Annotated in this window: 25 protein-coding genes and 1 pseudogene; 11 read left to right on the top strand and 15 right to left on the bottom strand. The window is 59.9% G+C overall.

The annotated features are described in order from the left end of the window. Positions 1–42 precede the first annotated feature (42 nt). A complete protein-coding gene (locus tag AC1D2R_RS23855) occupies positions 43–1,089 on the bottom strand; it encodes an ABC transporter substrate-binding protein (protein ID WP_477971139.1) in 1,047 nt (348 codons plus the stop codon). Between the two features lie 273 nt (positions 1,090–1,362). On the opposite strand from AC1D2R_RS23855, the gene AC1D2R_RS23850 reads away from it, so the two are divergent. After that, entirely contained in the window at positions 1,363–2,382 is a 1,020-nt protein-coding gene (locus tag AC1D2R_RS23850) for a LacI family DNA-binding transcriptional regulator (RefSeq protein WP_477971137.1), read from the top strand. Positions 2,383–2,443: 61 nt separating this feature from the next. Here the strand turns inward: AC1D2R_RS23850 and AC1D2R_RS23845 are convergent, their stop codons facing one another. Next, positions 2,444–2,911, bottom strand: coding sequence for a hypothetical protein (locus tag AC1D2R_RS23845; RefSeq protein ID WP_477971136.1), 468 nt, complete (start codon positions 2,909–2,911; stop codon positions 2,444–2,446). Positions 2,912–3,529: 618 nt separating this feature from the next. On the opposite strand from AC1D2R_RS23845, the gene AC1D2R_RS23840 reads away from it, so the two are divergent. Next, complete coding sequence (locus AC1D2R_RS23840) at positions 3,530–4,342, top strand: creatininase family protein (protein ID WP_477971134.1); 813 nt, start codon at positions 3,530–3,532, stop codon at positions 4,340–4,342. A gap of 16 nt (positions 4,343–4,358) precedes the next feature. On the opposite strand, the gene AC1D2R_RS23835 is transcribed toward AC1D2R_RS23840, so the two are convergent. Continuing rightward, positions 4,359–5,309, bottom strand: a complete 951-nt coding sequence (locus tag AC1D2R_RS23835) for a LysR family transcriptional regulator (RefSeq protein WP_477971132.1) — start codon at positions 5,307–5,309, stop codon at positions 4,359–4,361. A gap of 183 nt (positions 5,310–5,492) precedes the next feature. Between AC1D2R_RS23835 and AC1D2R_RS23830 the strand changes: the two genes are divergently transcribed. The 6 genes from AC1D2R_RS23830 to AC1D2R_RS23805 all read left to right on the top strand — a co-directional run bounded on the left by AC1D2R_RS23830 (position 5,493) and on the right by AC1D2R_RS23805 (position 11,549). Then, entirely contained in the window at positions 5,493–6,509 is a 1,017-nt protein-coding gene (locus tag AC1D2R_RS23830; RefSeq protein ID WP_477971130.1) for an ABC transporter substrate-binding protein, read from the top strand. A 68-nt stretch (positions 6,510–6,577) separates the two neighbouring features. Then, a complete protein-coding gene (locus AC1D2R_RS23825; RefSeq protein WP_477971128.1) occupies positions 6,578–7,405 on the top strand; it encodes an ABC transporter ATP-binding protein in 828 nt (275 codons plus the stop codon). Then, on the top strand, positions 7,402–8,247 hold the full coding sequence (locus AC1D2R_RS23820; RefSeq protein ID WP_477971126.1) for an ABC transporter permease: 846 nt from the start codon (positions 7,402–7,404) through the stop codon (positions 8,245–8,247). The genes AC1D2R_RS23825 and AC1D2R_RS23820 overlap by 4 nt, the downstream gene beginning before the upstream one ends. Then, positions 8,247–9,560, top strand: coding sequence for a cytosine deaminase (locus tag AC1D2R_RS23815; RefSeq protein WP_477971125.1), 1,314 nt, complete (start codon positions 8,247–8,249; stop codon positions 9,558–9,560). The genes AC1D2R_RS23820 and AC1D2R_RS23815 overlap by 1 nt, the downstream gene beginning before the upstream one ends. Before the next feature lies 1 nt (position 9,561). Next, positions 9,562–10,971, top strand: coding sequence for an FAD-binding oxidoreductase (locus tag AC1D2R_RS23810; RefSeq protein WP_477971123.1), 1,410 nt, complete (start codon positions 9,562–9,564; stop codon positions 10,969–10,971). Beyond that, positions 10,968–11,549, top strand: coding sequence for an NAD(P)H-dependent oxidoreductase (locus tag AC1D2R_RS23805; RefSeq protein ID WP_477971121.1), 582 nt, complete (start codon positions 10,968–10,970; stop codon positions 11,547–11,549). Before AC1D2R_RS23810 ends, AC1D2R_RS23805 begins: the two co-directional genes overlap by 4 nt. Here the strand turns inward: AC1D2R_RS23805 and AC1D2R_RS23800 are convergent. The 10 genes and pseudogenes from AC1D2R_RS23800 to AC1D2R_RS23755 all read right to left on the bottom strand — a co-directional run bounded on the left by AC1D2R_RS23800 (position 11,546) and on the right by AC1D2R_RS23755 (position 20,715). Beyond that, positions 11,546–11,917 (bottom strand): annotated as a pseudogene (locus AC1D2R_RS23800) (VOC family protein). The gene AC1D2R_RS23805 and the pseudogene AC1D2R_RS23800 overlap by 4 nt on opposite strands. A gap of 33 nt (positions 11,918–11,950) precedes the next feature. Next, positions 11,951–12,343 carry a RidA family protein gene (locus tag AC1D2R_RS23795; protein WP_477971119.1) on the bottom strand — a complete coding sequence of 131 codons (393 nt, stop codon included), beginning with the start codon at positions 12,341–12,343 and terminating at the stop codon, positions 11,951–11,953. A 368-nt stretch (positions 12,344–12,711) separates the two neighbouring features. Further along, complete coding sequence (locus AC1D2R_RS23790; protein ID WP_477971117.1) at positions 12,712–13,152, bottom strand: TA system VapC family ribonuclease toxin; 441 nt, start codon at positions 13,150–13,152, stop codon at positions 12,712–12,714. Further along, positions 13,149–13,376 (bottom strand): CopG family transcriptional regulator, encoded by a 228-nt coding sequence (locus AC1D2R_RS23785; RefSeq protein WP_477971115.1) that lies wholly within the window; start codon positions 13,374–13,376, stop codon positions 13,149–13,151. The genes AC1D2R_RS23790 and AC1D2R_RS23785 overlap by 4 nt, the downstream gene beginning before the upstream one ends. Positions 13,377–13,979: 603 nt before the next feature. Further along, positions 13,980–14,879, bottom strand: a complete 900-nt coding sequence (locus tag AC1D2R_RS23780) for a sugar phosphate isomerase/epimerase family protein (protein ID WP_477971113.1) — start codon at positions 14,877–14,879, stop codon at positions 13,980–13,982. Between the two features lie 80 nt (positions 14,880–14,959). Beyond that, entirely contained in the window at positions 14,960–15,898 is a 939-nt protein-coding gene (locus tag AC1D2R_RS23775) for an ABC transporter substrate-binding protein (RefSeq protein WP_477971111.1), read from the bottom strand. A 66-nt stretch (positions 15,899–15,964) separates the two neighbouring features. Further along, a complete protein-coding gene (locus AC1D2R_RS23770) occupies positions 15,965–16,948 on the bottom strand; it encodes an ABC transporter permease subunit (RefSeq protein WP_477971109.1) in 984 nt (327 codons plus the stop codon). Between the two features lie 34 nt (positions 16,949–16,982). Continuing rightward, positions 16,983–18,533, bottom strand: coding sequence for a sugar ABC transporter ATP-binding protein (locus AC1D2R_RS23765; protein WP_477971107.1), 1,551 nt, complete (start codon positions 18,531–18,533; stop codon positions 16,983–16,985). Then, positions 18,530–19,939 carry an FGGY-family carbohydrate kinase gene (locus tag AC1D2R_RS23760; RefSeq protein ID WP_477971105.1) on the bottom strand — a complete coding sequence of 470 codons (1,410 nt, stop codon included), beginning with the start codon at positions 19,937–19,939 and terminating at the stop codon, positions 18,530–18,532. The genes AC1D2R_RS23765 and AC1D2R_RS23760 overlap by 4 nt, the downstream gene beginning before the upstream one ends. Beyond that, a complete protein-coding gene (locus tag AC1D2R_RS23755) occupies positions 19,936–20,715 on the bottom strand; it encodes a DeoR/GlpR family DNA-binding transcription regulator (protein ID WP_477971103.1) in 780 nt (259 codons plus the stop codon). Before AC1D2R_RS23755 ends, AC1D2R_RS23760 begins: the two co-directional genes overlap by 4 nt. 174 nt (positions 20,716–20,889) lie before the next feature. Between AC1D2R_RS23755 and AC1D2R_RS23750 the strand changes: the two genes are divergently transcribed. The 3 genes from AC1D2R_RS23750 to AC1D2R_RS23740 are packed head-to-tail and all read left to right on the top strand — an operon-like array spanning position 20,890 to position 24,081. After that, positions 20,890–21,972 carry a class II aldolase/adducin family protein gene (locus AC1D2R_RS23750; RefSeq protein WP_477971101.1) on the top strand — a complete coding sequence of 361 codons (1,083 nt, stop codon included), beginning with the start codon at positions 20,890–20,892 and terminating at the stop codon, positions 21,970–21,972. Further along, positions 21,969–23,249: an FGGY-family carbohydrate kinase gene (locus tag AC1D2R_RS23745; RefSeq protein ID WP_477971099.1), complete on the top strand. Its 1,281-nt coding sequence runs from the start codon at positions 21,969–21,971 to the stop codon at positions 23,247–23,249. The genes AC1D2R_RS23750 and AC1D2R_RS23745 overlap by 4 nt, the downstream gene beginning before the upstream one ends. Beyond that, complete coding sequence (locus AC1D2R_RS23740; protein ID WP_477971097.1) at positions 23,242–24,081, top strand: TIGR01459 family HAD-type hydrolase; 840 nt, start codon at positions 23,242–23,244, stop codon at positions 24,079–24,081. Before AC1D2R_RS23745 ends, AC1D2R_RS23740 begins: the two co-directional genes overlap by 8 nt. A 135-nt stretch (positions 24,082–24,216) precedes the next feature. Here AC1D2R_RS23740 and AC1D2R_RS23735 read toward each other — a convergent pair whose 3' ends face one another. Further along, positions 24,217–24,522 (bottom strand): putative quinol monooxygenase, encoded by a 306-nt coding sequence (locus tag AC1D2R_RS23735; protein ID WP_477971095.1) that lies wholly within the window; start codon positions 24,520–24,522, stop codon positions 24,217–24,219. Positions 24,523–24,652: 130 nt separating this feature from the next. Further along, entirely contained in the window at positions 24,653–25,642 is a 990-nt protein-coding gene (locus AC1D2R_RS23730) for a zinc-dependent alcohol dehydrogenase family protein (RefSeq protein ID WP_477971093.1), read from the bottom strand. Positions 25,643–25,682: the final 40 nt, after the last annotated feature.

Here is a 25,682-nt window from a genome sequence, read left to right as displayed (position 1 = left end):
GGGCTGTCCGGCCGCAAGGCGCAGCCGGACACAATGGGCAGCTCAGTTGATGATGCCGAGCTTGCGGCAACCGTCAACATACTCGCCGGTGCAGATTTCTTCCGGCTTGTTGATGCCCTTGTCGAAGATTTCGGCCTTGATATTCTCCGCCGTGACAACCGCCGGCACGAAAAGCTGCGACGGCGTTTCATAGAGCTTGTGGGTTGCTTCGGGCGTTTCGCCCTTGAGCAGTTTCACCGCCACGCCGGCCGCGGCCGCGGCGACGATTTCGGAGGGCTTGGAGATCGTGTTGTACTGGTCGCCCGAGATGATGAGCTGGAGCGCTGCGATCGTCGCGTCATTGCCGGTGACCGGCGGCATTTCCTTGACGCCGGCGGCCTTCAGTGCCGCGATCGCCCCGCCGCCGGTACCGTCGTTCGCCGCTACGATGCCCGTAATCTGGTCACCGAAGCGGGTAATCTGGCCGGCGGTCCATTCCTGAGCCTTTGGCGGCGCCCATTCAGGCGTGTCGTATTCGGCAAGTGTCTTGTAGGGTGAAGCGTCAAGCGCGGAGTCGATGCCGTCGCGGATGAGGCCGGCGGCCGCATCGGTCGGCGAGCCATTGATCTGCAATACGCCGGACCCGTCCGCAACGCCCTTGGTCTTCAGGTGATCGACCAGCGACTGTGCGATAGCGCGGCCGATGCCTTCATTGTCGAACGAAACGTAATAGTCGGCTGGCTTGGCCGGAATCGGGCGGTCATAGGCGATGACCTTGACGTCCTGCGACTGGGCGATTTCGACGAGCCCGGCGGCCGCGGCAGAATCGACGGGATCGAGGACGATGATCTTCGCACCCTGCGCGATCACCGAGTTGAACTGCTGTTGCTGGAGTGCGACGTCTGCGTTGGCGTTCTGGTAGATCACCTTGCAGCTAGGGCAAAGCTTCGCCATCTCGGCCTTGAACCCTGGGTAATCGTGCTGCTCGTAGCGGGTTGAAGCCTGGTCGGGCATCAGGAAGGCGACAGTCGCGGCATCCTGGCCAAAAGCAGCGTTGCCGAGCGACAGGACAAGGCCGGTCGATGCGAGCAGATAGGTAAGCGTCTTCATTGGTTTCCTCCACGGTTGATTTTCGCCAGCGACCTCAGGCCTCCAAAGGCGACATGCACCGACGTCCTCATCGCCTCCGTGGCGCATGAATCATCGTTCGTTGCGGCCACGCCGCGACGCCCTGTTCGTCGGTGCTGTGTCTGACTCCTCCCTTGGGTCAGCCTCGCTGTTTAGGTAACTTCATCGATGAAGCACGCTTGCTCAATCGATGAAGCAAGAATTGCCACCTATCCCTATTGGTGTCAAGGTGGCTCGCGAAAGCGGAGATGAAATGTGAATCGAACGAGCCAAACGAAAAGGACGACCATCTACGATCTGGCAGAATTGGCAGGCACGTCGGCCAGTGCCGTCAGCGCCGTGTTGAACGGCAACTGGAAGAAGCGCCGCATCAGCGCCAAGCTTGCCGAGAAGATCACAAAGCTCGCCGAGGAACAGGGCTATGCGCTCAACATGCAGGCGAGCGTGCTGCGCCGGGACCGTTCCAAGATCATCGGCATGATCGTTCCGAAATATGACAATCGCTATTTCGGTTCGATCGTCGAGCAGTTCGAGGCACTGGCCCGCGAACGTGGCCTCTTTCCGATCATCACTTGCACGCGGCGCGATCCAGCGCTTGAACTGGAGGCAGCGCGCGCCATGCTGTCCTATCAGGTCGACTGCCTGATCGCGACAGGCGCCACCGATCCGGACCGCGTCATGGACCTGTGCTCCGCCGCGGGGGTGAGAACCATCAACCTCGACCTACCTGGCTTCCGCGCCCCCTCCGTCATCTCCGACAATTATGGAGGCGCCCTTGAGCTGACGCGCCGCGTTCTGAACAATTGCGAGAAGGAATATGGCGAGAAGACCCCCCTTCTCTTCGTTGGCGGTCGGGGCTCGGACCACAACACGATGGAGCGCGTCCGGGGGTTTCGGGATGCCCATGCACAGGCTGGCGTCGCGGTCGACGAGACGCTCGTGCTCACTTGCGGCTATGCCCCCGAAAAGGCGGAAAATGCCATGAAACAACTTGCCGAGCGGTCGAGCAACCTGCCCCGCGGCATGTTCGTCAACTCGACCATTTCCCTGGAAGGCGTCATGCGCTGGATCCGCCGTTCCGGTCACTATGCCAACCGGGTGCCGCAGCTTGGCTGCTTCGACTGGGACCCGTTCGTGGCCATGCTGGGCGATCATATCGAAATGGTGCGGCAGGACGTGCCCAAAATGCTGGAAGCGGTGTTCGCCATCATTGATTCCGGCGCCACGGACCTGACCATTGTACAAATCCCGCCCATCGTGGAAAAGATCGGTTGAGGCGCAGGCATACGGCTGCACTCGGCAAACATTCCGCGGAGTGCGAAAAGCGGTTCCCTCATTAACAGGCCCTGCAAGCTGCCTTGAGCGGAGTCGGAACAGGCGAAACAAACGCGCCGCGCGCTGAATGTGTCAATGTGCGAGCGCGAGCAAAAACATTGATTCCGGGGCCGAGGGCCATCCAGAGTAGGCATAGCCGTAGTGCACCACGAGTTCGTGAGAATTTGCACTTGACGACGCCGCGGGCCGGAACGCCCTGATCGACATCCTGTGTCAGGGACTTCGACAGTTGCGCGACGATGCGAATGCGGTTTCCAGCCTTGCGGATGCTGCCTTCCGAAAGATAGCGCACGCCAAGATCGCCAGCGCCGGCGGCCTTCGCAGGCCCAGACGAACGTTCGATCGCTTGCGGTAGCCGGACCACGGCAAAACTGCGGAAGCGGCTGAGTCCGGCGATGATATCGGCAGCGATGCCCGCGGCAAAATTGGCCCGTTCTGGATCGGCGCTGAGGTTCTGGAACGATGCCAAGGAAAGACGCGGGATGGCTACATGCGTCTCGCCGGAGATTTCTTGGCCGGAGAGAAGGCGGATCCGATGCGCGGCACGGTGAGGATGAACTCGCCGCCCGCCCCGAGGCCAGCGATGGCCTTGCGCAAGGCGGCCATCTGCACAATGAGATTGCCTTCCTCAACAGCCGCGTTGCCTCAGGCGGCGGCCATCAACGTGTCATTGGTGACAGCCTCGCCCTTTGCCACCGACGAGCTGTGCGCACCAGAATACCGCGATCGACCGCAAGCGTGAAACGTCCGAAGGTGTGCCTCGTCCGCTCCATGCCGCCACTATACGTTCTGGCGGGGCGATTGAATTTGCCCCGCATGCAGCCGCTGGTGGCCATTGAGTTCGGCTGGCTTGAAGTCGGGTTATTAGCGTCGATCGGTGCCGGCATTCGGGAACGACACGCGACATCCGTTCGGGGCTAAATCGGCTTGGTTGGCGCTAGTCGCCAGTCCGGAGCGCCAACTACGCTGATCATCACGAGCGCCTAGCTGCCTCAAAAAGGCATCGGCACAGACGCAAATTGATGCTTTTCGCATGCCGCATTATTCCATAGTCACTGTGTGAGTCACAGCGATAAGGAACATGGCAATGGCGACGCCCTTTTACTGGAATGAGCTCAACACCTTTGATTTTGCCGAGCTTTCCGCTGACACGACTATTGCCATCCTGCCGATCGCGTCCACCGAGCAGCACGGCCCACATCTGCCTGTGGCGACCGACGTGGCGATTGCCAGCGGCATGCTGGCCGAACTGCGCCGCCAGCGGCAGAACGATCTGGACACTCTTGTGCTGCCGACCCAGGAAATCGGCAAGGCCAACGAGCATGTCTTTGGCCCTGGCACGCTGTCTCTGAGTGCCGAATTGCTGATTCAGGTGTGGACCAATATCGGGGCCAAGGTGGCTGAAGCTGGCATCCGCAAGATGGTCATCGTCAACTCGCATGGCGGCAATGTCGACATCATGAGCATTGTCGCGCGCGAACTGCGCGTGCGCTACCAGATGGCGGTGGTGTCGACGCAATGGGGTCGGTTCGGCAATCCCGACGGCATGATCAGCGAGCATGAAACCCGGTACGGCATTCATGGTGGTGAAGTGGAGACGTCTCTGATGCTGCATTTCCGGCCAGATCTGGTGCGCATGGATAAGGCGGAGAATTTCACCTCAAAGGCCGAATGGATGCGCGAGCAATCGAAATACATCCAGCCGCTGCCGCCGCATTCGCTGGCCTGGATCGCCCATGATCTCAACCCGAACGGCGTCGTCGGTGATGCGTCGCTTGGCACGGCCGAAAAAGGCGAAGCGATCTGCCGGCATCAGGTCAAGGGCTTCGTGGAGATGCTCTACGATCTGAAGCGCTATCCGCTGGCCAATCTCTATTGCGGATCGCCCGCCTCTCAATAAGCCTTCGGCGAAGCGCTTAGGCCACGGCCGGCTTGTCCGGCGCGATGTGGCCTTTTTCCTGTAGTTCCCTGACGAGCCCCGCAAGCTCGGCGAGCAGATACTCGACGAAAAGGCTGGTGGCCGCATCGAGTGGGGCGCGGGCGCGGGCGAAGAGCTTCATCGGCTGATGCCTCGTGTGCGGCTCGGCGATCGGGCGGAACACCAGTTCGCCCGCGCGGCATTCCGTCACCACGTCGAGCGGATTGAGCATGGCGAGCCCTGCCCCGCATTTTACCAGCTTTTTCAGCATCTCTGACGCGTTGCTTTCCAGCACCGGTTCGACCGGCACATCCAGTCGCGCCAGCGCCAGGTTGATGACGTCCCGCAGGCTTGTCCCTTGCTGGGCCAAAACGAGCCGTTCCTGGACGACCTCGGCAAGATTGATCGGGCCATCCCCGATCAGCCGATGGCCGGGCGGCAGCACGACGCCAATGGGGATGTCGAAGTTGCCGAGCGAGCGTATGCCTGGCGTGGCCGGAATGTTGAAGCCTAGGCCGATATCGACTTCGCCGGACAGAACCGGATTGACCGTGGTCGTGCCGGCGTCGTTCCTGATCTGGAAATAGACGCGCGGATGCTCCGACTGGAAGCGGGTAATGATCTCGGCAAGCGGACCCGATGCAATGCCTACCGTCGTTACCAACCGCACCTTGCCGGCCTGCTGCATCTTCAGGCTTCGGATACGGCCCTCCAGTCTGGCGTAGTTCTTCAGCACCTCGCGGATATGTTCGATGCAGAGTTCCCCGGCCGCCGTCAGCCTCAGCCCGCGCGGCAGGCGCTCGAAGAGCGGAGCGCCGATTTCTTCCTCCAGCGCCAGAATCTGCCGGTTGATGGCCGATGAGGCCACGTTGAGGCGTGCCGCAGCCTTGCGGATGGAGCCAGAGCGCGCGATCTCGTCGATATACTGAAGCTTTCTGGAATGCAGCATCGGGTCCTCGTTGCATGAATTTTAAGCGGGGCGCCCAAATTAGAAACAGCCGCCCCGTGAGATGCTGAAAAGGCATCGTTGTGCACGAATTTTGATGCTTTTCAAACAGCAACGCAACCGCTCAAATAAGATAAATGGAGCGGTATCAAGGACGCTCTACGGCCTCAAAGGGGAACGCCGCTCATGTCCAATATACTGAAGAATATGGCATTTACCGCTATGGTTGGTCTCGGAGCCACAGTCTCGGCGACGGCACCAGGCTACGCGCTCGATAAGGTGAGCTACGGCACCAACTGGTTGGCCCAGGCAGAGCACGGCGGCTTCTACCAGGCGGTTGCCGACGGTACCTATGCCAAGCACGGCCTTGACGTAACGATCGTCCAGGGCGGACCGAATGCGGCCAACTCGGCGCTGCTGATCTCCGGAAAGATCGATTTCTACATGGGCGGTGCCCAGGGTGAGCTAACGGCGGTCGAACAGGGCATTCCGCTCGTCGATGTCGCGGCTATCTTCCAGAAGGATCCGCAGGTGCTGATCGCACATCCGGATGCGGGCGTCGAGACGTTCGAGGATCTGGCGAAGCTCAACACACTGTTCCTCGGCAAGGACGGCTATCTTACCTATTTCGAGTGGATGAAGGCGAACTACACGGGATTCAAGGACGAGCAGTACAAGCCCTACAATTTCAATCCGGGCCCCTTCATCACCGACAAGGCCTCGGCGCAGCAGGGCTACCTGACGTCGGAGCCCTACGAGATCCAGAAGCAGACTGGCTGGGAACCGAAGGTGTTCCTGCTCGCCGACAATGGCTACACACCCTACTCCACGATGATTACCACGACGCAGACGATGATCGACACCAAGTCTGACGTGGTCCAGCGTTTCGTCGATGCCTCGGTCGAGGGATGGTACACCTATCTCTACGGCGACAACAGCAAAGCCAACGATCTGATCAAGAAGGACAATCCGGAAATGACGGATGGCCAGATTGCCTATTCCATCGGCAAGATCAAGGAATACGGGATTGTCGAGTCTGGCGAGGCTTTGGACAAGGGCATCGGCTGCATCACCGATGCGCACTACAAGAAGTTCTTCGATGAGATGGTCGGCATCAAGGTCCTCAAGGCCGAGACCGACTACACAAAGGCGTTCACGACAAAGTATGTCTGCAAGGGCACGGGAATGTCGCTGAAGAAGTAGCCCTTTTCGGCGCAGATGGCTCGCCGCCAAGGCGGCGGGCCAGATCCTCTCATGAAAAGAGACAATTGATGCCCTTAGCCGAAGCCCAGACCGCGCCCACGAAGGAAACGCGCAAAAGGCCGCTAGTCTCGATGCAATCCGTGTCCAAGGTCTTCTCCAGCGGGACGATCGCTTTATCCGGCATGTCGCTGACAGTGAAGAGCGGCGAGTTCATCAGCCTGCTCGGCCCTTCCGGCTGCGGAAAATCGACGGCATTGCGGATCATTGCCGGGCTTGGCGACGTCTCGTCGGGGACGATCGATTGGCCGAGCTCGAGGATCAATTCCAAGGGCCTGCCGGAGGGAGATATCAGCTTCGTGTTCCAGGAGCCGACGCTGATGCCTTGGAAGAACGTCTTCGACAATGCGCACCTGCCGCTGAAGCTGCGTGGGATATCGAAAAGTGCGGCGCGCGAGCAGGTCATGCGCGTGCTTTCGACCGTTGGCCTGCAGGATTTTTCACAGGCCTATCCGCGCGAACTCTCCGGCGGCATGAAGATGCGCGTCTCGATTGCCCGGGCGCTGGTGACCAAGCCGAAGCTGCTCCTGATGGACGAGCCGTTCGCGGCGCTCGACGAAATCACCCGGCAGAAGCTGAACGACGACGTGCTGCGGCTCTGGAAGGAGACCGGCATCACGGTGATCTTCGTCACCCATTCGGTGTTCGAATCCGCCTATCTCTCCAACCGCATCGTCGTCATGAAGGCGCGGCCGGGCCGGGTGCATGCGGACCTGCCCCTCGTCACCAGCCTGAAGCGCGATGCGCATTACCGCACCTCGGAAGAATATCGGCAGGCGTGCGAGACCGTCTCCCGCTCCCTGATCGGTGCCATCAATGCCGCCAAGGAGGATCGATGAGCACGGATCTGGTTGAAGTGCCCACACCCGACATGCCGAACCCGCTGGCGGCCAAACGCCGTGATCTCGCACTGCGTGTCGCGGTGCCCTTCGTCACCGTCTCGGTGCTTGTCGTCATCTGGTGGCTCTACGTCAGGCTGTCGGGTGTGCCGCCCTATATCCTCCCCGGTCCTGCCGCCGTGGCTGCGGCCTTCATCAACGACTGGGGCACGCTCGCCCCTGCCCTCTGGGTCACCGCCAAGATCACTTTCCTGTCGCTAGCGCTGGCGCTCATCGGCGGCGTCGGCTTTGCCGTTTTCCTGGTGCAGTCTCGCTGGATCGAGATCGCCTTCTATCCGCTGGCGGTGATCTTGCAGGTGACGCCGATCGTGGCGATTTCGCCGCTGATCCTGATCTATGCGCCGTCGACACAGGTGGCGCTGTTGATCTGCGCCTTCCTCGTCGCCTTCTTCCCGATCCTGTCCAACATGGTGCAGGGGCTGAAGAGCGTAGATCACAATCTGATAAACCTGTTCGAGCTCTATGGCGCCTCGCGCTGGCAGACGCTGCTCTATCTGAAGCTGCCGGCCGCCCAACCCTATTTCATGACCGGCCTGCGCATCGGCGGCGGGCTGGCGCTGATTGCAGCTGTCGTCGCCGAGTTCGCGGCGGGCTCGGCCGGTGCCGGCTCCGGCCTCGCGTTCCGTCTGCTCGAGGCGCAATACCGTATGAACATACCTCGCCTGTTTGCGGCACTGCTGATGCTGTCGCTGCTCGGCGTGGCGATCTTCGCGATCACCTCATTCATCTCCTGGCTCAGCCTGCACCGCTGGCATGAGAGCAGCCTGAAGCGGGAAAACTGATGACCTATTCCTTCATGTCCCCTCCCAATGCCGCCCGTTTTGTGCTCAGCAACGCAATGCTGCCGGCGGTCGCTGTCGAGGGATATTCTATGGCCGCCGGCGAAGGCCTGGTGCGCGCCGATCTGGTGATCGAGGACGGGGTGGTCTCGGCCATCCTGGCGCCCGGCAGCGCACCGCAGGAACTGGCGAAATCCGACCTGCGCGACGGCATGGTCTGGCCGTGCTTCGCCGATATCCACACCCATCTCGACAAGGGCCATATCTGGGCGCGTAACAACAATCCCGACGGCACCTTCATGGGCGCCCTGACCGCCGTCGGCACCGACCGCGCCACACACTGGAATGCCGAGGACGTGCGCAAGCGCATGGAGTTCTCTCTCCGCTCCGCCTACGCCCACGGTACCAGCCTGATCCGCACCCACCTGGATTCGCCGGCGCCGCAGCACCTGATCTCCTTCGAGGTCTTCGCCGAAGTGCGCGATGCCTGGAAGGACAAGATCGCGCTGCAGGCGGCGGCACTGTTTCCGATGGACGACATGGTCAACGAGGCCTATTTCGCCGAACTGGTCGCCATCATTCGCAGAACCGGCGGATTGCTCGGCGGCGTGCCGAAGATGGGGCCTGACCTGGCTTGGCAACTCGACACGCTGCTGCGCGCCGCCGCAGACAATGGCCTCGACGTCGATCTGCATGTCGATGAAACCGATGATCCGGGAGCCGAGACGCTAAGAGCGATCGCAGAGGCGGTGCTGCGCAACAGCTTCACCGGCAAGGTCACGGCAGGCCATTGCTGCTCGCTCGCCCGGCAGGAAGACGAGGTTGCGAAGCGCACCGTCGATCTCGTGGCAAAGGCTGGAATATCAATCATTTCGCTGCCGATGTGCAACGTGTACCTTCAGGACCGCTACCCCGGCCGGACGCCGCGCTGGCGCGGGGTGACGCTGCTCAAGGAGCTGGCCGCGGCCGGTGTCGAGACCGCGGTCGCCTCCGACAATACTCGCGATCCCTTTTATGCCTATGGCGATCTCGATGCCGTCGAGGTGTTCCGCGAGGCGGTGCGCATCCTGCAGCTCGACCATCCTCTGGATACCGCTGCGCGCGTGGTGACGACATCGCCGGCCGGCATTGCCGGGCGCCCCGACATGGGCCGTATCGCCGTCGGCCGGCCGGCCGATCTGGTGCTGTTCAGCGCCCGCCGCTGGAGCGAATTCCTCTCCCGTCCGCAGTCCGACCGCGTGGTGCTACGCCGCGGCAAGGTCATCGACCGCAGCCTGCCTGATTACCGTGAACTCGATAGTGTTGTTGGAGCCTGACATGCCGGATTACCAGAAGATCAAACAGGAACTCGAAGGCATCGCCGTCGAGGATAATCCGGCGCTGGTGCGCCAGAAGAGCCGTGATTTCTACTGGTACTCGCCGATCCTGAAGGCGCAGCTCGACGGCGTCACTGCCGATCTGGTCGTCACGCCGAAGAACGAGGCCGAGGTGATCCGAACGCTCCGGATCGCGTTTGCGCACGGCGTCCCTGTCACCCCGCGCGGCGCCGGCACCGGCAACTACGGACAGGCCATGCCGCTGTCGGGTGGCATCGTGCTCAACCTCGCCGCCATGGACCAGGTCAAGGAGATCCATCCCGGCCGGGTGATCAGCGAGCCGGGCATCGTCATCGCCCAGCTCGACAAGCAGACCCGGGCGCATTCCGGCCAGGAGCTGCGCTTCCACCCCTCGACCGCGCAGACGGCGACGATCGGCGGCTTCATTGCCGGCGGCTCCGGCGGCGTCGGCTCAATCACCTGGGGCGGCCTGCGCGACATCGGCAACATCATCCGCCTGCGCGTCGTCACCATGGAGGCCGAGCCGCGCGTGCTCGATCTCACCGGCTGGGACCTGCAGAAGGTCAGCCACGCCTATGGTACCAACGGCATCATCACCGAGATCGAGATGCCGCTGGCACCCTCCTACGACTGGGTGGACGTGCTGGTAGGCTACGACGACTTCCTGGACGGCGTGCGCTATGCCGATGCGCTGGCCAAGTGCAACGGCATCCTGGTCAAGGAAATCGCCCCGATCGCCGCCCCTATTCCGCACAGCTATTTCACCCGCCACAAGCCCTACATCCGCGAGGGACAGTCGGTCGTGGTGCTGATGATCGCGCCACATTCGATCGACGCCTTCGAGGCCTTCACCGTGTCGCAGAAGGGCGAGGTGATCTTCCGCTCCGACAAGGTGGAGAGCATGAAGGGCATTCCGCATGCCTACGAGCTGGCATGGAACCACACGACGCTGCGGGCGCTGAAGGTCGATCCCGAGTTCACCTATCTGCAGGTGCAGTATCCCGGCCCCGACCACGTGGCCAAGGTCGCCAAGATGGTCGAGATCTTCGGCGACGAAGTGCCGGGCCATCTCGAGTTCATCAAGTTCAACGGACAGATCCAGTGCTCGGGCCTGCCGCTGGTGCGCTACACCACGGAGGAGCGGCTGGAGGAGATCATCAGGATCCATCAGGAGCATGGCTGCCCGATCTTCAACCCGCATCGATACACGCTGGAGGAAGGCGGGATGAAACAGACCGACAAGGTGCAGCTCGCCTTCAAGCACGAGACCGACCCCAAGGGGCTGCTCAATCCCGGCAAGATGATCGCCTGGGAAAACCCGGACTTCGATTTCACCGCCGGCGAGAACTATCTCTTCCCCGGTCTGGCATCGGTGATGGAGACCGCATGAGGGTTCTGGTCCTTCATTCGCACCCGGTGGAATCGAGCTATGGCAATGCGCTCTACCGGCAGACGTTGGAGAGCCTGAAAGCGGCGGGGCACGACGTCGACGACTGCAATCTCTATGCCGAGGAATTCGATCCGGTGCTGTCGCGCCACGACCGGCTGGTCTACCACGACTACCCGGAGAATACCGAGCTGGTGAAGGACCATGTCGAGCGGCTGAAGCAGGCAGAGGGACTGGTGATCGTGACGCCGGTGTGGAACTTCGGCTTCCCGGCGATCCTGAAGGGCTATTTCGACCGCGTCTGGCTGCCCGGCGTCTCCTTCGAACTCGTCGACGGCAAGGTGGAATCGCGGCTGCGGCACATCCGGAAACTCGGCGCGGTGCTGACCTACGGCGCCACGCCGTTCCGCGCCTTCGCCGCCGGCAATCCGCCGAAGAAGATCGTCAAGCGCGTGCTGCGGGCGCAGATCAACCCGGTGCGCCCGGTGACCTTCCTTGCCCACTACGACATGAACAACTGCACGGCGGAATCGCGGGCAACGTTTCTCGGCAAGGTGAAGACGGCGATGGAGCGGTTCTAGAGCGCCTGCCCCGCCATGCCCGCGCCCTTGCGAAAGGTGCGGCTGGAGACGGAGATCGGATTGCGGGACGGGTCACGGGCATTGGCTTAGAGATAGCCGTCCGCCTGATGCAGCGGACCAAAGACCAGTCCCCGCGCCGCACTTTTCGCGCAGAAGCCGGCGCGGCGTCCTCGACGGCAAAGATCAGCTTGACCGTCGACTGCCCCGGCGTCACTGCCCTGGCCGCCTGATGCACCATGATCCGGCCGCCGGTCTCGTGGAAGAGCTCGATTGTCATCGGATGCGTGCCTTGAATCCAAATACCTTTTTGTAGAATTCGACGTTGCTTCGAGGTGCCTGGCGTAGATCACCACGCCTGACAATTGCACGGTCATCGGCCATCCTCCCTTCTCACGTCCCGCCTAAGGCATCACCTTGGCCGCCGTCACCTCCACCTCGACAAGGAATTCTGGCCGGGTGAAGCCGCTGACGATGATGAGCGTCGAGACCGGCCTTGGATCGAGCGTATAGCGATCGCGTACAGTCATATAGGCCGGGAAGTCCTCTCGCCTGGTCACGAAGCCTGAGATGCGGATAACGTCGGCAAAGGTCATGCCGGCGTCGTCAAGGATCGCGCCGATCGCCTTGAAGCAAAGCTCCGCCTGCGCGGTGACATCTTCGGGGATGGTATCGTCAAGCGCAATGCCGAGCTGGCCCGAGGTGACCAGCAGCGACGCTCCGGCGGGTGCCAGCAGGCCATGATTGTAGTTTCCGAAGGGCTTGCGGACGGAAGACGGATTGAAGGTATTCTTCATGAGATAACCTATATAAAGCAATATTTTGAACGTGCTTCCTCATGTTAGCTTTCGAGGATCAGCCCACCTTGTTGGATGCGAATACAATACTGGCATCGCTGACGATGGCAACATGCCCGTAAAGCCTGGCGGGCCGCCATCGCATCGCCGCGCATGATCGCGGTGACGGTGACATCGTGCTCGTCATATTGCCCTCAGGCTTCCTGCCGTCGAGCACGTCCATACAGTTTGGTCGAGGTTTGACCCCCTCCGCGAGATCAGCTGGCTCGTCGGTATGGCCGACCACGCCGCTCACCTCCGGAAGCACGCCGGGCCAATTGGGCGCCTTGCAAGAAACGCAAAATTGGATCGCGCCTCGTAGCGGAAACTCATTTCGCGGCTGGAATGACGCAGAGCGTCGACTTTCCCTCATTCACCGCAGCCACCGACAGCTTCCGGTCGAAGGTTGCCAGCCGGCCGCCATGAGCTCTGGCGAGCCCAAGAAGATAAGTATCCGTCACCTGTGCCGTGGTCAGGATTTTTGCAGGATCGATGTCCTTGGTTCCAACCAGTCTTACATCGTCGTTCCAGAATGTGTGGCCGGGCAGCTTCGTCAATTTGGCGATGATTGGCGCAACGTCAGCAGGCGAGCCTGGAGAATTTGGATATTTCGGACTGCCAACAATTCGGACGACACCGTTCTCGGTGATGGGGCAGGTCGCCCAGCCTGCTTGGCCTGTCGAGGCGAACCAATCATGTGCGTCATCATGCGCAACATGACCCGGATCGATCAGCGCGATCAGTACGTTGACGTCGAGCAGGTAGATCACGGGAGCTCGTCACGCAACGCGTTGACAATTTCAAGCGTCACCGGCTGCGCATCGGGACGGGGCGACAGCAGAGGAATACCGTTCCGTTCACCTCCGGCTTGCGGCCGCCGCAGGGATCGCCGGGCGAGATCGGAGATGATTTCGCCAACGCTGCGGTGCTGTTGCTGCGCCATTGCCTTGGCTGCGCCGAGAACATCGTCGTCAATCGCCAGTGTCGTTCTCATTGCCGCCTCCATTCTGTGCATCAATCATCACGCATCATATAGACGACAACCGCCAGCATCTCAAGGGAAGTCGCAAGGCTCAATGCATCGATCGGTGAACGCTGATGCGCGAAAAACAGCTCCGAAGCGAAAGAGCGTCTTGGGCCGCGCCCGCGCAGTCCGTGGTCCTTCCCACGCTGAAGGCCGTTGGCTGGAGTGTCGTCACCGCCTGCATGCCATTCGCCACCGCCGTAAGCTTGCGAAACGCCACTGCAAAAGTGTGGCCCGGTGATTGTCTCCTTCGGGCCGACAGGCGACAACGCCGCGGCCGCCGGAACGCGCCAGAGGCGGTCATCGTACGGATTGAACTTTCACGCCTGTTCAAAAGATTCAAGTCCAGCCCCCTTCAGCCAGGACCTGAAGGAGCGTAGTTCGGGATTGATCTGGCGCAATGCGTCGAGATCGGCGTTCCCCGCCAGTCGTCCGTCGTCCACAAGTTACGGGCCGTGATGGTATCGCTGGCGATCTCGAAGGTCTGCGCTGCGAAGCGGTTGACGCTTTTACGTCAGCTAATATCTCAGAAAGTCTCCCTAAGCATCGAAAACATAAACAAAAAAGGAAAGACTAGGAAACAGGCAGATGGGCTTTCTTTACAAGTTCCGCTTTGAGCAGCGCAGTCTCCAACCCTAGTTGGATGAATTGGCGGGCGTGTTTTGCGAGCGCGATGTTGTCATCCCAGAGGTTTCTCCAGATCGCAGTCTTAAGCGAAAGGTCCTTGTCAACGATCGTCGTGGAGAAGGATTCGAACGTCACGTAGTCGTTCCACCCAATCGCGACGAGCGCGTCAAAAATTGCCGCAAAATCAATGTTGCCCGTTCCGAGATATCCACGATGGCTTTCACCGATGTGCACATAACCGATCTTGTCGGCTGCATTTCGGATCGCAAGGCCGACGTCGGCCTCCTCGATATTCATGTGAAACGTATCGAGGTGAAGCAACACGTTCGACGCGCCAGTATCAGCGATGTAGGCCAAGCCCTGGGCTGCCGTGTTGAGCATATTGGCTTCGAAGCGATTGACGATCTCGAGATTGAGCGTGACACCCGCAGCCTTGGCTCGATCAGCAACCTTCGAAAGCGTCACAACGCTGGTATCCCATGCCCTCCGGGTAAGCGCCTGCTCCCGCTTCCCATGAGCTGAGCTCAGAATTCCAGCGAGTTTCGAACCTCCAAGGTCCCTAACAAGCGCAACAGCACGATCAAGAATTGCTTCGCCGTTGGCATTAACCGACTGGTCGCAGCTGGTGATATCGCCTTCCGGAGGAAGACCCATGCTGACAGCGACATCAAGACCAAGCTCCCGTAGCCGAGACGAAAGCCATTTTACGTCGACCTGTTGCGGATCAAGATACGAGAACTCTACGAGCTTGAAGCCGAGTTCGTGCGATCGGACGAGCGTCCGTTCAATCTCGTCCCTGGAAGAGCCGGCACTCCAGACAAACGAGTGAACACCGATTTTAGACATGGCAGCAGATTCCTGATTGGGTATCAAAGGAAACGACCCGCCGAGCCCATAGGCGTCGGCGGATCATCCGGGAGGAGACTTTAGCGAGCTGCAGTCCAGCCCTTGTAGTCCTTGATGTTGTCAGCAGTGATCAGTTGCGGATCGAGCAATACGGTGTCCTGGGCGGGCTTCTTGCCATTGAGGACATCGACCGCCAACTTGAGCGAGTCACCCGCCATTGTGTACGGATCCTGCGACGCGGAAGCCTTGATCATCGACTTGCTGCTCGCCAGCGACTTTTCGATATCTGGGGCACCATCAACCGCCGTGAGGAAGAATTCATTGCGGTTCAACTGCTTGGCAGCCAGTTCCGCGCCGATGGCGGTCGGATCGTTGATCGCAAAGACGGCGTCGATCTTGTCGAAGCGTGTCAGCAGACCCTGCATCACAGCCAGGCCACCGTCGCGCGAGCCCTGGGCGTTCTGATCGTCGGACAGGATCTTGATGTCCGGGCTCTTGGTCAGGACGTTCTTGCAGCCCTGAACTCGATCGATAATGGACGAGGAAGCAGGTCCATTGATGATGACGACGTCACCCTTGCCCTTGAGCTGGTCAACGATGTACTGGCAAGCTTCTTCACCCGCCTTGATGTTGTTGGTCATGACCGTGACGTCGGCCCCCGGCGCGGACACGTCGAACGCAGCAACGATGACGCCCGCTGCCTGAGCTTTTTTGACCGCAGGCGCGATCGCCTTTGCGTCAACGGCGTTCAACATAATGATGTCGACGCCAGCGGCGACAAAGCTGTCCATCTGCGAGACCTGCTTATTGAGGTCATAGTCAGCCGACACTGAAGTCACCTGCACGTTTGGATTGATTTCTTTGGCGCGGTCTTCGATGCCTTTAATGGTCGCCACGAAGAATGGATTTCCAAGAAGACCAACCGAGATGCCGATCTTTTGCAGGTCTTTCGCCGATGCAGGCATCGCAATGGCCGCAGCAACCGCGGTACCCATGAGCAGTTTCGAGATCAAACGCATACTTTCCTCCATAATGGCGCTCCCAGCGCCAGTGATCCGGCAAACCCCGGTCCCATCAGCCGCACGTCATGTGCGGCTAAGCCCTTTCAACCGATAGCGGTCGAGCGCTACGGCAACGATGATGACAAGCCCCTTGATAATGTACTGCCAGATGTCAGACACACCGACGAGGATGAGCCCGTTCGACAGCACCGCAATAATAAGAGCGCCAATTAGCGTTCCCCAGATGGAGCCGACCCCACCGACAAAGCTGGTGCCGCCGAGGATGACAGCGGCGATGGCGTCCAGTTCATAAGCCTGGCCAAGCTGCAGTCCGTTGGCAGCGTAAAGCCGCGCGGCTGACATCACGCCACCGACGCCGGAAAGCAGGCCGGACATCGAATAGACAAACAGGAGAACCAACGGCACCTTGATCCCGGTCAGGCGTGCTGCCTCGACGTTGCCGCCGACGGCATAGATCCAGGTGCCGAGCACCGTTCGCTTGAGAATGAACCAGGAGATAACGATGGTCGCGAGCGCGATGATCGCAAGCCAAGGAATGCCGAACAGCGATCCGTTTCCAATGAAGTCGAAAGGCAGATCGGCATTGAATACCGTGGTATCATTGCCGAGAAGACGGGCAATCCCGCGCATTGCGGTAAGGGAACCCAGGGTCACGATGAACGGCGGCAGCTTGAGGAAGGATATGATGACGCCGTTGACGACACCGCAGGCAAGGCCAACGCCTATCGCAGCCGGGATGCCAAGCATCCCTATATCGGGCCACAGCGATACAATGACCCCCACCATAGCGGACGCGGCAAGGATGGAGCCAACGGACAGGTCGATGCCGCCCGTCAAAATGACGAATGTCATGCCCGCGGCGAGTACCGTGTTGATCGACGCCTGCTGCGTGACGATCGAAAGGTTGTTGACGCTGAGAAACCGTCCGCTCAGTAAGTGGAACGCGATCGCAAGAATGACGAGCACAGGCAACATGCCCAATGCCGTCAATGTGGAGCGGAACCTCGCCTTACTGGCAATCGGCTGATCGGTCGATGTCGCGGTCATGGTTTCTATCCCGTCGTTCTATTATCGTTTGCCGTCAGGCGTGCTGTTCCGATGACCCGGTGGAGAATGCCATGATGGCTTCCTGGCCAATCGGGCGATCCGGCGTTCCCGTCACCTCTCCCGCTATCCGCCCCTCCCGCATCACCAGCACACGGTCCGCAATGCCGATGATCTCAGGCAGGTCGCTCGAGATGACGACAATGGCGATGCCTGTCTGGGCGAGTTCATCGATAATCCGGTAGATTTCGGACTTTGCCCCGACATCGACACCGCGTGTCGGTTCGTCAAAGATGATCGCACGTGGCTTGGTCTCCAGGAGACGGGCGATAAGAGTTTTCTGCTGATTGCCGCCCGACAATGCGCCAACGTTGATCGAGGCGCTCTGCGTCCGGATCGAAAGCGCGGAGATCGCTTTCGCCGCCCGCGCTTTCGCGGCCGCGAAATTGAGGATGCCGCCGCTGGCAGCGTCATTGCCGATAACACCGATGTTGATGTTTTCGCTGATCGTCATGTCGAGAAACAGTCCAAGGCCCTTTCGGTCTTCCGTCAGATAGGCGATCCCGGCGTCGAGTGCGTCACGCGGTCCGGAGATGAAAAGTTCTTTTCCATCAAGCGAGACGGAACCCGACGTCCTGGCGTCCGCGCCAAAGATGAGCCTCGCGAGCTCCGTACGGCCGGAGCCAACCAATCCGGCGATGCCAAGAACCTCTCCGGCACGTGCCTCGAACGAGCATTCATGGACCCGTCGATCATCTCCGAGATCACGGACGGATAGAACCGCCTTTGCTGATCCTTCGGACGAACGATGTTCTTTCTTGTAAAATGAGGAAAGATCGCGGCCGACCATCATCGATACCAGCTTCGCGGCGGACAGTTCGGAGCGCTCCAGGGTCCCCACGAACGCGCTGTCGCGAAGCACGCTGACGCGATCGGCAAGCTGGTAGATCTCTTCCATACGGTGGCTAATGTAGATAATCGCGATACCTTGCGCCTTGAGCCCAGCGATCACATCGAACAAGCGATCGGTCTCCCGGGAGGTTAGGGAGGTGGTTGGCTCGTCCATGACAATGATGCGGGCATTGGTGGTGAGCGCACGTGCGATCTCGACCATCTGACGTTCGCCAAGCGATAGGGAGGCGACCAGTTGGGACGGACCGAACTCGATCCCGAGCCGCTTGAGAATCGGCTCAGCGCGTTCACGGGTGGTCGTCTTGTCCAGGACGCCGTAGCGGGACGGCTCCGCACCGAGGAACATATTTTGCGCGACCGTTAGATTGGGCGCTAGCGAGAGCTCCTGGTAGATGACGGAAATTCCGAGTGCCTTGGCCTTTATCGGATCGCCCGTGACAATCTGATTGCCGTCGATGAGGATCGATCCACCCGCATCGGCGGTATAGGCTCCCGACAGCACCTTCATGAGCGTCGATTTGCCCGCGCCGTTCTCGCCCATCAGTGCGTGCACTTCGCGGGGATGGACCGTCAACGACACGTTCGACAGGGCTTTCGTGTTGCCAAAGGTCTTGCTGATGTTGCGCATCTCCAGGACGGGCGTGCGCGCCTTTGAAAGCTTGACGACATTACTCATGCGAAAAGCTCCTTTTTATCTTGTCCGCTTTCACCAACCCGATCGATTTCGATCAAGGCTCGCCAGGCATCCCGGTATGCTTCCAGGCCAAATACATCGTGTGGTGCCGCTCTGATTGTTTCGTCGACGAACGGACTGGATCCGATTTGGTCAAACACCAGAGCGGCAGCTCCAAACGCGCTTCCTTCAGCGTTGGCACTTGTGAACACGGATTGGCCCGGCCGCAGTTGCGCGAGAAGCGCTGCGAAGAGCCCGGTCTTGACGAGCCCGCCATCTATGACGATCGGGTTGGCGGAGCGCATGAGATCGAGCGAAAGGTCGGTCATCAACGCGACATAAAGGAGAGCTGCGGCGGCACGCTCCTCCCCCTCGACGGAAGGACCGACAAAACGACCTTCACGGCCTTGCATCGGTCCGCCCGGCGCGAACGAGGGCAGAGCAAAAACGCCCCTGGAGATCACCGACACAATAGCTTTTCGACTAACAGGTTTTTTCCAACCGCCACTGGCGATGTCGTATTCACGGCCGCCCATAAAGCGGATCGTTGCCACGGGCTGATGGTCGACCGTCACATTGGCGAGCATGTCCCGCTTTTCGTCGAGAGCATCCAGTGGGCAGGATGGGTTGAACACAATGACCCACGTTCCCGTCGACACCAGTGTGAAGTCGGTAAAACCGATCGAACGATAGAAGTAGAGCGCCGAATTGCTGTCATGCACTCCGTTGTGCACGATAACGTCCGCATCGTTTCCGTTGGTCAACTCCACCTTGAACGAGCCGAGTTCCTCGCCCGCACGCACAAGCCGAGGCATTTTCGACCGCCAACCTTGTCCGTCGACAAGACTGCTGAAGTCGTTCTTCAATGGAGCCCAGAGGTGGGAATGGCATCCGAGATAGGACACCTCCGAAACCCTGCAACCGGAGAATTTCCACGACCAGAACTGCGGGTACGCCAGAATGGCGTCTGACTTCGCCACAATCCCGCCTTCACGGTCCTCCAGCCAAAGGATGTGCCGTCCGTAGTTGAAACCGAGCGGCAATTTCGGGGAGAACGTCTCCCCGAAATGGGGAACGAGTATGTCGATGCGGTCAGCAACGGCGCGCGGCGGTTCCTGCTCGTAATCCAAGATCGGATGAACGAGTTCATCGGCGCTCACGAGCGCGAACGTGCACCCGTGACCTGAAAACATCACCCGGCCAACGCCGTGATCCTCGACCGCCCGCGCCAGCGAGACTTTCATCCATTGAAACAGCGCCCTGTCGTCGAGCACACGGACATCGCCGACGTCGATCCACTCGGGTTTGGTGCGTCCCTCCCCGATGACAGCGCCATCAGCAGAGATCACAAAGAGCTTCGAATTCGTCTTGCCCAGATCGAAGACGGCAATGGCGGATCGATCGGTCATTCCTGCTCTCCAGCATCGGCGATCAGAATGGTCACTCCCGCATCCTCAAGCATCTTTGCGCCCGCGTCCGACAGACCGTCATCGATCACGATCGTTCCGATACGCGAAAGTGGCAGGACCACATTACGGGGCCGGATCGAGAGCTTTCGACTATCGGCAAGAAGGACGATCTCGTCCGCGCAGCTGCTCAGTTCCCCGATTGCCTTGGTCAACAGCGGGTGGCTTTCGAGCAGGCCGTCGCTGCTGATGCCCTGTGTTCCGACAAAAAAGCGGGAGGCAAAGAAATCCGGAGCGCTCGCCGAGCGATCATGGACAATTCCGGGCTCGCGATAGAGCTCGCCGCCGGCCAATGTCAGGTGGCATGTGCCGTGTTCGCCCAGATAGGCGGCCAAGGGCATGGAGTTCGTGTAGATCCGAACGTTGCGGCGGGCCAGCTGGATGCCGAGCTGATAGCAGGTCGATCCAGCGTGAACGATGATGGAATCGCCATCGCGTACGAGAGATGCAGCTTTTAGCGCGATGGCCCGTTTTGCTTCGACCGCGATGTCTCGGTTTTCATCGTAGGGCCTTGCAGACAAACGCGCGGAGGTGATGGCGTCGGTAGCCGAAATTCCACCGTATACCTTACGAGCCTTTCCGACTTCATGCAGCTTGTCGATGTCGCGCCGTATCGTCGCTGGTGATACGCCAAGGCGCTCCTGGAGATCGCGAACAGACGCAAATGGCGTCTCGCGCAGCAAATCAGTGATCATCCGATGGCGATCAGAGTCGTTCAAACCAGGCCTCCACTGGCGCTTCTCCCTAGCGCAATGACGGACTATAATCACACAGCATCTCTGATCGCAACACGAAAGATGCTAATTCTTCACGGTTGACGATCTTTGGTCACCAAAATACAGTTGCGCTCGAAGTCGCTCAGCGCGAGCAAGGCGGCAATGGAGGAGAATGGCATGGCACCCCCGGACCTGCGCACCACACAGGCGTTCGAAGACTTCCTGCGGCTGTCCGCCGAGATCGGAAACGATATTCTCAAAACGCAGGGCGCTGGTGGAAACACGTCGATTAAAAGCGACGGGGTGATGTGGGTGAAAGCATCCGGAACATGGCTGGCCAACGCGGGCTCGCAGGACATTATGGTGCCGGTATTCGTCGAGCCACTGGTCAAGGCGCTGCGCGAGGGTGACGAAAGAGCTGAGAAGTCGACTGATTTTGTCGTTCAGGAGCTCAATACGAGCGGCCTGCGGCCATCGATCGAGACAAGCTTCCACGCGGCCCTGCAAAGTCCGGTCGTCGCTCACTACCACTGCGTCAATACGATCGCCCTCGCGGTACTTGTGCGGCGCGAGGAAGTTCTGGCTGCCCGGATGGAAAAAGTGCCAGATCTGAAATGGCTATCGATCCCCTACCGCCGTCCGGGAACGCCGCTCGCCCGGGAAATCGAAAAGGTTGCCGATGGCAACCCCGACGTGCTCATCCTTTATAACCACGGCATTGTCGTTTGCGGCGACACCGTCGCACAGGTCGCCGAGCGGATCGATAGAGTGACCGAGGCGCTCGGCGTAACGCCCCGTTCGGCTTCCGCGCACGATGGCGCCGCGTTGTCCGAAGCGTCTTCTGGCTCCGGTTTCCATCCCGCTGAGGATCCGGAAAGCCACGCCCCCGCACTCCTGACCGTAAACCGAGACTTCGCGCTGGGCGGCGCCATGTATCCGGATCACGTCATCTTTCTCGGCACGGAGATCGGCACACTGAAGGACGGGCAGACTGCTGCCGATCTTGAAGCGTCACGCCAAGCAGAAGGTCGCGACGCCCCAAAGATGGTGATCGTACCCGGCAAGGGTGTTCTCCTGTCCACCTCCCTGACTGCGGGTGGTGAAGTCATGGCGCGATGCCTGGCCGAGGTGGTTGGGCGTATCCCCGAGAGTGAAAAGGTAGCCTACCTGACGCCGGGTGACGAATATGAGCTTACCCACTGGGAGGCCGAGCAGTACCGCCAAGCGCTTGATCGCAAGACTGCCGGACAGTCCGCGTGACAGCGCGACGCGAAGACGCCGTAACCTTGGGGATTGATATCGGTACTTCGGGAGCCCGGGCAGCGGCTGTCGATCGTTTCGGCAACCCGGTCGGGTTCGCGGCCGCTCCCTTTGTGTCCGCGGAAGAATTTCGTCAACCGATGGCATGGTGGAGGTGCGTACGCGAAGCGATCGACGGTCTCACCTCACAGGTTGATCTTGCAAGCGTGCGCGGCGTCGCCGTCGATGGAACCTCGGGCACCGTTCTAACCATCGATAAGGATAATGCCCCGACGGGCGGTGTACTGATGTACAACGACCCCTGCCCGGACGCCGAAATCGTCACCCGGATATCGATGCATGCGCCACCGGCAAGTACAGCGGTTGGCGCGAACTCCGGTCTTGCTCGTGCAATCTTTCTGTCGAGCCAGAATGGCGTCGATGCTGTTGTGCATCAGGCCGACTGGATCGCGATGATGCTTGGGTGTCCAGGGCGCCTGAGCGACGAGAACAACGCTCTGAAATCCGGCTATGATCTGGTTTCGGAAGAATGGCCTGACTGGATTGAGGCTGCCGGGATGGATCGCATCAAGCTTCCAAAGGTCTTCCGGGCGGGAAAGCCAACTGCAGAAATGGCCGGATATCTCAGGGGCGCTGGAGTACCCAGGACTTCGTTCTTCCATTCGGGCACGACCGATGGCTGCGCGTCTTTTCTGGCGACCGGAGCCTCAAAGATCGGAGACGCTGTGACTGCGCTCGGATCAACCATTGTCCTTAAATTGGCCTCCGCCGAACCGATCAGCGCCCCGGAGTTCGGGGTCTATTCACATCGCGTAGGGCAGTTCTGGCTGGCCGGGGGAGCATCGAACAGCGGAGGCAATGTCCTGCGCGCCTTGATTGGTGATGCCCGCCTTGAGGAGCTGACGACAAAAGTCGATCCCCTAAACCAGCTGGGTCTCGACTTTTATCCGCTGCTCAAACCTGGCGAACGTTTTCCCGTCAACGATCCCAACTATCAACCGCGCCTTTCGCCCCGTCCAGCGGATGACGGCCACTTCTTCCAGGCAATACTCGAAGGCATGACCGAAATCGAGCGGTTGGGCTATCAGCGCCTGAGGGAATTGGGCGGCCCGGCGATTTCCAGTCTTAGAACTGTGGGCGGCGGGGCCCGAAACACAGCTTGGGCCAGCATGAGGGCGAAAGCCATGGGCGTCGAGGCGTTGCGGGCAAAGTCGGTGGAGGCAGCTGTCGGAACCGCATCTCTGGTCCTCGCCAATCTGGACATCAGAGATGCATAGTCCCCGCGAAGCTACCCTTCGCGAACTGATTGACGACTACGATGTCTTCTTCGTGGACCAGTTTGGCGTTCTCAGGGACGACAATGGTCCCTACGACGGCGCAATCGAAGCCCTCTCGCAGATCAAGGCAGCTGGCAAGACAGTCGTCATCCTCTCCAACTCGGGTCGCAGTGGCGACTTCAATGCCGACAGGCTCGTCAAGATCGGATTTGCGGCGGACGGTTTCGATTACTTCGTCACCTCGGGTGACGTTGCCCTCGACGTCCTGTCTCGACCCGCCTCCGCCCTGCCCGCGAACTCGAAGTGCCTTACAGTGTCTAGCGGCAGCGACAGCAACCTGGCTGACCGACTGGGATTGACCTCCACAAATTCGGCGCTCGACGCCGACCTTGTCATCATCTCGGGCAGTGAAGCCGAACGTGTTTCGATGGAAGAGTACCGTGAAATGCTGCGTCCGGCTGCGGAGCGAGGGTTGCCCTGCTATTGCACGAACCCTGACATCCACAAGCTTCATAAGGGATCGATAGCGCCCGGCGCGGGCGCCATTGCGAAACTGTATGAGGACCTGGGTGGAACTGTCGGCTGGCTAGGCAAACCTTACCCGGAAATCTACGAATATGCCCTCCAACTTGTTGGCAATCCAGATCGCCGAGGTGTCATCTGCGTCGGTGACAGTATCGAACACGATATCCTGGGCGCACAGACGGCGGGTCTGGCGTCGGTGCTGGTCCGCACCGGGATACTCGCAGAAATGAGCGGAGCGGAGCTCGATGAACTCATGTCGCGAGCCGGAGCTGTCCCGACCTACATTGTGCGTGAATTTCGGCTCTAGTTTTGAGCTTTCTGGAGGTTGTTCACTCGGAGCGGAGACCGGCGCTATAACACCCCTGGCGTGCGCCAGATAAGTAGCGCCGCCGGGTTGACCACGCAGGCGCGAATGGCGGTACGGCCACCCGCGCAGCTCTGATCAAGCCGGGGCTGACCGCATGGAATAGAACTCAATTGTCATGTCTTCGGCGAGCAGCCGATTGAGTTCAGGCAGAAAGGCACGCAGATAAGGCATGTCGAAATGGTCATCGAGTGCCTCCTTCGACGTCCAGTTCTCGTAGAGGAGCCAGATGGATGGATCGTTGTTCGATTGATGCAGGTCGTAGTTGAGGCAATCGGCCTCGCTCCGCGATGGCTCTACCAAGGCATACAGGTATTGGCCCAATTCCTCCGCAAACTCCGGCTTGGCCTTCAGCTTTGCAACGACAGTGAGTTCTTTTGACATTAAGCTTCCCTCGATGGGCGTTGGATTGACAAAGCGAGCTGAGCAGCAGGTCTGGACTAGCCCGAGACCGACCAGCCAATCCAGCCCCAGACTGAACCTGATGCCCGATCTCGCTGCTCTTCCATTTGCGTTAGATCGTGACGACAATTTTGCCAAACTGCTCGTTTGTTTCGAGATAGCGATGTGCCGCAACAATCTCCTCCAGCGGAAAAGTCTTGGCGATAATCGGTCGCAACGCGCCGGAACCCAGGCCTTCGAGTATAAACTCCATTGCCGCTCTCAGTCGGTCCGGATTGGTGAGCAATTCGTGCACCAGATATCCGCGTATTGTCAGTGTCTTGCTTAGTACGGCAAACAAGGGAAACGGCGTCGGATCGCGGCTTAGGCCGCCGTATTCGATCAGGACACCTCCCCGCGACATGGCCTGCGTCAAAGGTTCGAAAATTGGTCCACCGATTGGGTCCAGCACAACACGGGCCCCCTCCGCTCCTGTAATCTTCGCCAGCCGGCTCGCCAGATCCTCTTCGGAAAAGGCCACCACATGAGCGGCACCAGCGTCCAACAGCGCCCTCTTTTTTGCTGATGTCCGTGTGATGGCGATGGACGTGGCACCGATGCGGTTTGCCAGTTGAATGGCGGCAAGGCCGACACTGCTCGAGGCTGCGGTGATGACGACAAAGTCCCCATGGCGCAGTTCGGCAATGTCGATCAACGCGCCGTAGGCCGTCAGATATGGCATCCAAACGGAAGCCGACTGAACGGCGCTGAACGTCCCGGGCATCCTAACTGCCCTTTCAGCCGGGACATTGATCACTTCGCCATATGCAGGCCATTGGACCATCGAGACGGGGGGAACAATGCTTACCGCCTCGCCCTCCCGAAAGCCGCTAACCCCTGCCCCAACGGATCCAATGATCCCCGCCGCTTCAAGGCCAAGGCCGGAAGGCAGCGAAGGTGTTTCAATATAAGTTCCGGCCCTGAGTAAGGCCTCAGCCCGATTCAGCCCTAGGGCTTGAACATGGATCTGAACTTCCCCTGCACTGGGAAGCGGAATCTGGATTTCATCGATCCGCAGCACATTCGGATCGCCATGTTCATAAAAGCGCACAACGCGTGCCATTTGCAAATTCCTTACCAATTGCTTCGAATACAGTTTGTCA

The sequence above is a fragment of the Rhizobium sp. P1_C7 genome, assembly GCF_056406295.1.
Note: the sequence above shows the minus strand (reverse complement) of the source record. Positions and strands in the feature narration are given on the sequence as shown.

Coding starts and splice junctions, on each gene's coding strand:
- AC1D2R_RS23855 (WP_477971139.1), bottom strand. CDS start 1,089: ATGAAGACGCTTACCTATCTGCTCGCATCGACCGGCCTTGTCCTGTCG.
- AC1D2R_RS23840 (WP_477971134.1), top strand. CDS start 3,530: ATGGCGACGCCCTTTTACTGGAATGAGCTCAACACCTTTGATTTTGCC.
- AC1D2R_RS23835 (WP_477971132.1), bottom strand. CDS start 5,309: ATGCTGCATTCCAGAAAGCTTCAGTATATCGACGAGATCGCGCGCTCT.
- AC1D2R_RS23830 (WP_477971130.1), top strand. CDS start 5,493: ATGTCCAATATACTGAAGAATATGGCATTTACCGCTATGGTTGGTCTC.
- AC1D2R_RS23825 (WP_477971128.1), top strand. CDS start 6,578: ATGCCCTTAGCCGAAGCCCAGACCGCGCCCACGAAGGAAACGCGCAAA.
- AC1D2R_RS23820 (WP_477971126.1), top strand. CDS start 7,402: ATGAGCACGGATCTGGTTGAAGTGCCCACACCCGACATGCCGAACCCG.
- AC1D2R_RS23815 (WP_477971125.1), top strand. CDS start 8,247: ATGACCTATTCCTTCATGTCCCCTCCCAATGCCGCCCGTTTTGTGCTC.
- AC1D2R_RS23810 (WP_477971123.1), top strand. CDS start 9,562: ATGCCGGATTACCAGAAGATCAAACAGGAACTCGAAGGCATCGCCGTC.
- AC1D2R_RS23805 (WP_477971121.1), top strand. CDS start 10,968: ATGAGGGTTCTGGTCCTTCATTCGCACCCGGTGGAATCGAGCTATGGC.
- AC1D2R_RS23795 (WP_477971119.1), bottom strand. CDS start 12,343: ATGAAGAATACCTTCAATCCGTCTTCCGTCCGCAAGCCCTTCGGAAAC.
- AC1D2R_RS23785 (WP_477971115.1), bottom strand. CDS start 13,376: ATGAGAACGACACTGGCGATTGACGACGATGTTCTCGGCGCAGCCAAG.
- AC1D2R_RS23780 (WP_477971113.1), bottom strand. CDS start 14,879: ATGTCTAAAATCGGTGTTCACTCGTTTGTCTGGAGTGCCGGCTCTTCC.
- AC1D2R_RS23775 (WP_477971111.1), bottom strand. CDS start 15,898: ATGCGTTTGATCTCGAAACTGCTCATGGGTACCGCGGTTGCTGCGGCC.
- AC1D2R_RS23770 (WP_477971109.1), bottom strand. CDS start 16,948: ATGACCGCGACATCGACCGATCAGCCGATTGCCAGTAAGGCGAGGTTC.
- AC1D2R_RS23765 (WP_477971107.1), bottom strand. CDS start 18,533: ATGAGTAATGTCGTCAAGCTTTCAAAGGCGCGCACGCCCGTCCTGGAG.
- AC1D2R_RS23760 (WP_477971105.1), bottom strand. CDS start 19,939: ATGACCGATCGATCCGCCATTGCCGTCTTCGATCTGGGCAAGACGAAT.
- AC1D2R_RS23750 (WP_477971101.1), top strand. CDS start 20,890: ATGGCACCCCCGGACCTGCGCACCACACAGGCGTTCGAAGACTTCCTG.
- AC1D2R_RS23740 (WP_477971097.1), top strand. CDS start 23,242: ATGCATAGTCCCCGCGAAGCTACCCTTCGCGAACTGATTGACGACTAC.
- AC1D2R_RS23735 (WP_477971095.1), bottom strand. CDS start 24,522: ATGTCAAAAGAACTCACTGTCGTTGCAAAGCTGAAGGCCAAGCCGGAG.
- AC1D2R_RS23730 (WP_477971093.1), bottom strand. CDS start 25,642: ATGGCACGCGTTGTGCGCTTTTATGAACATGGCGATCCGAATGTGCTG.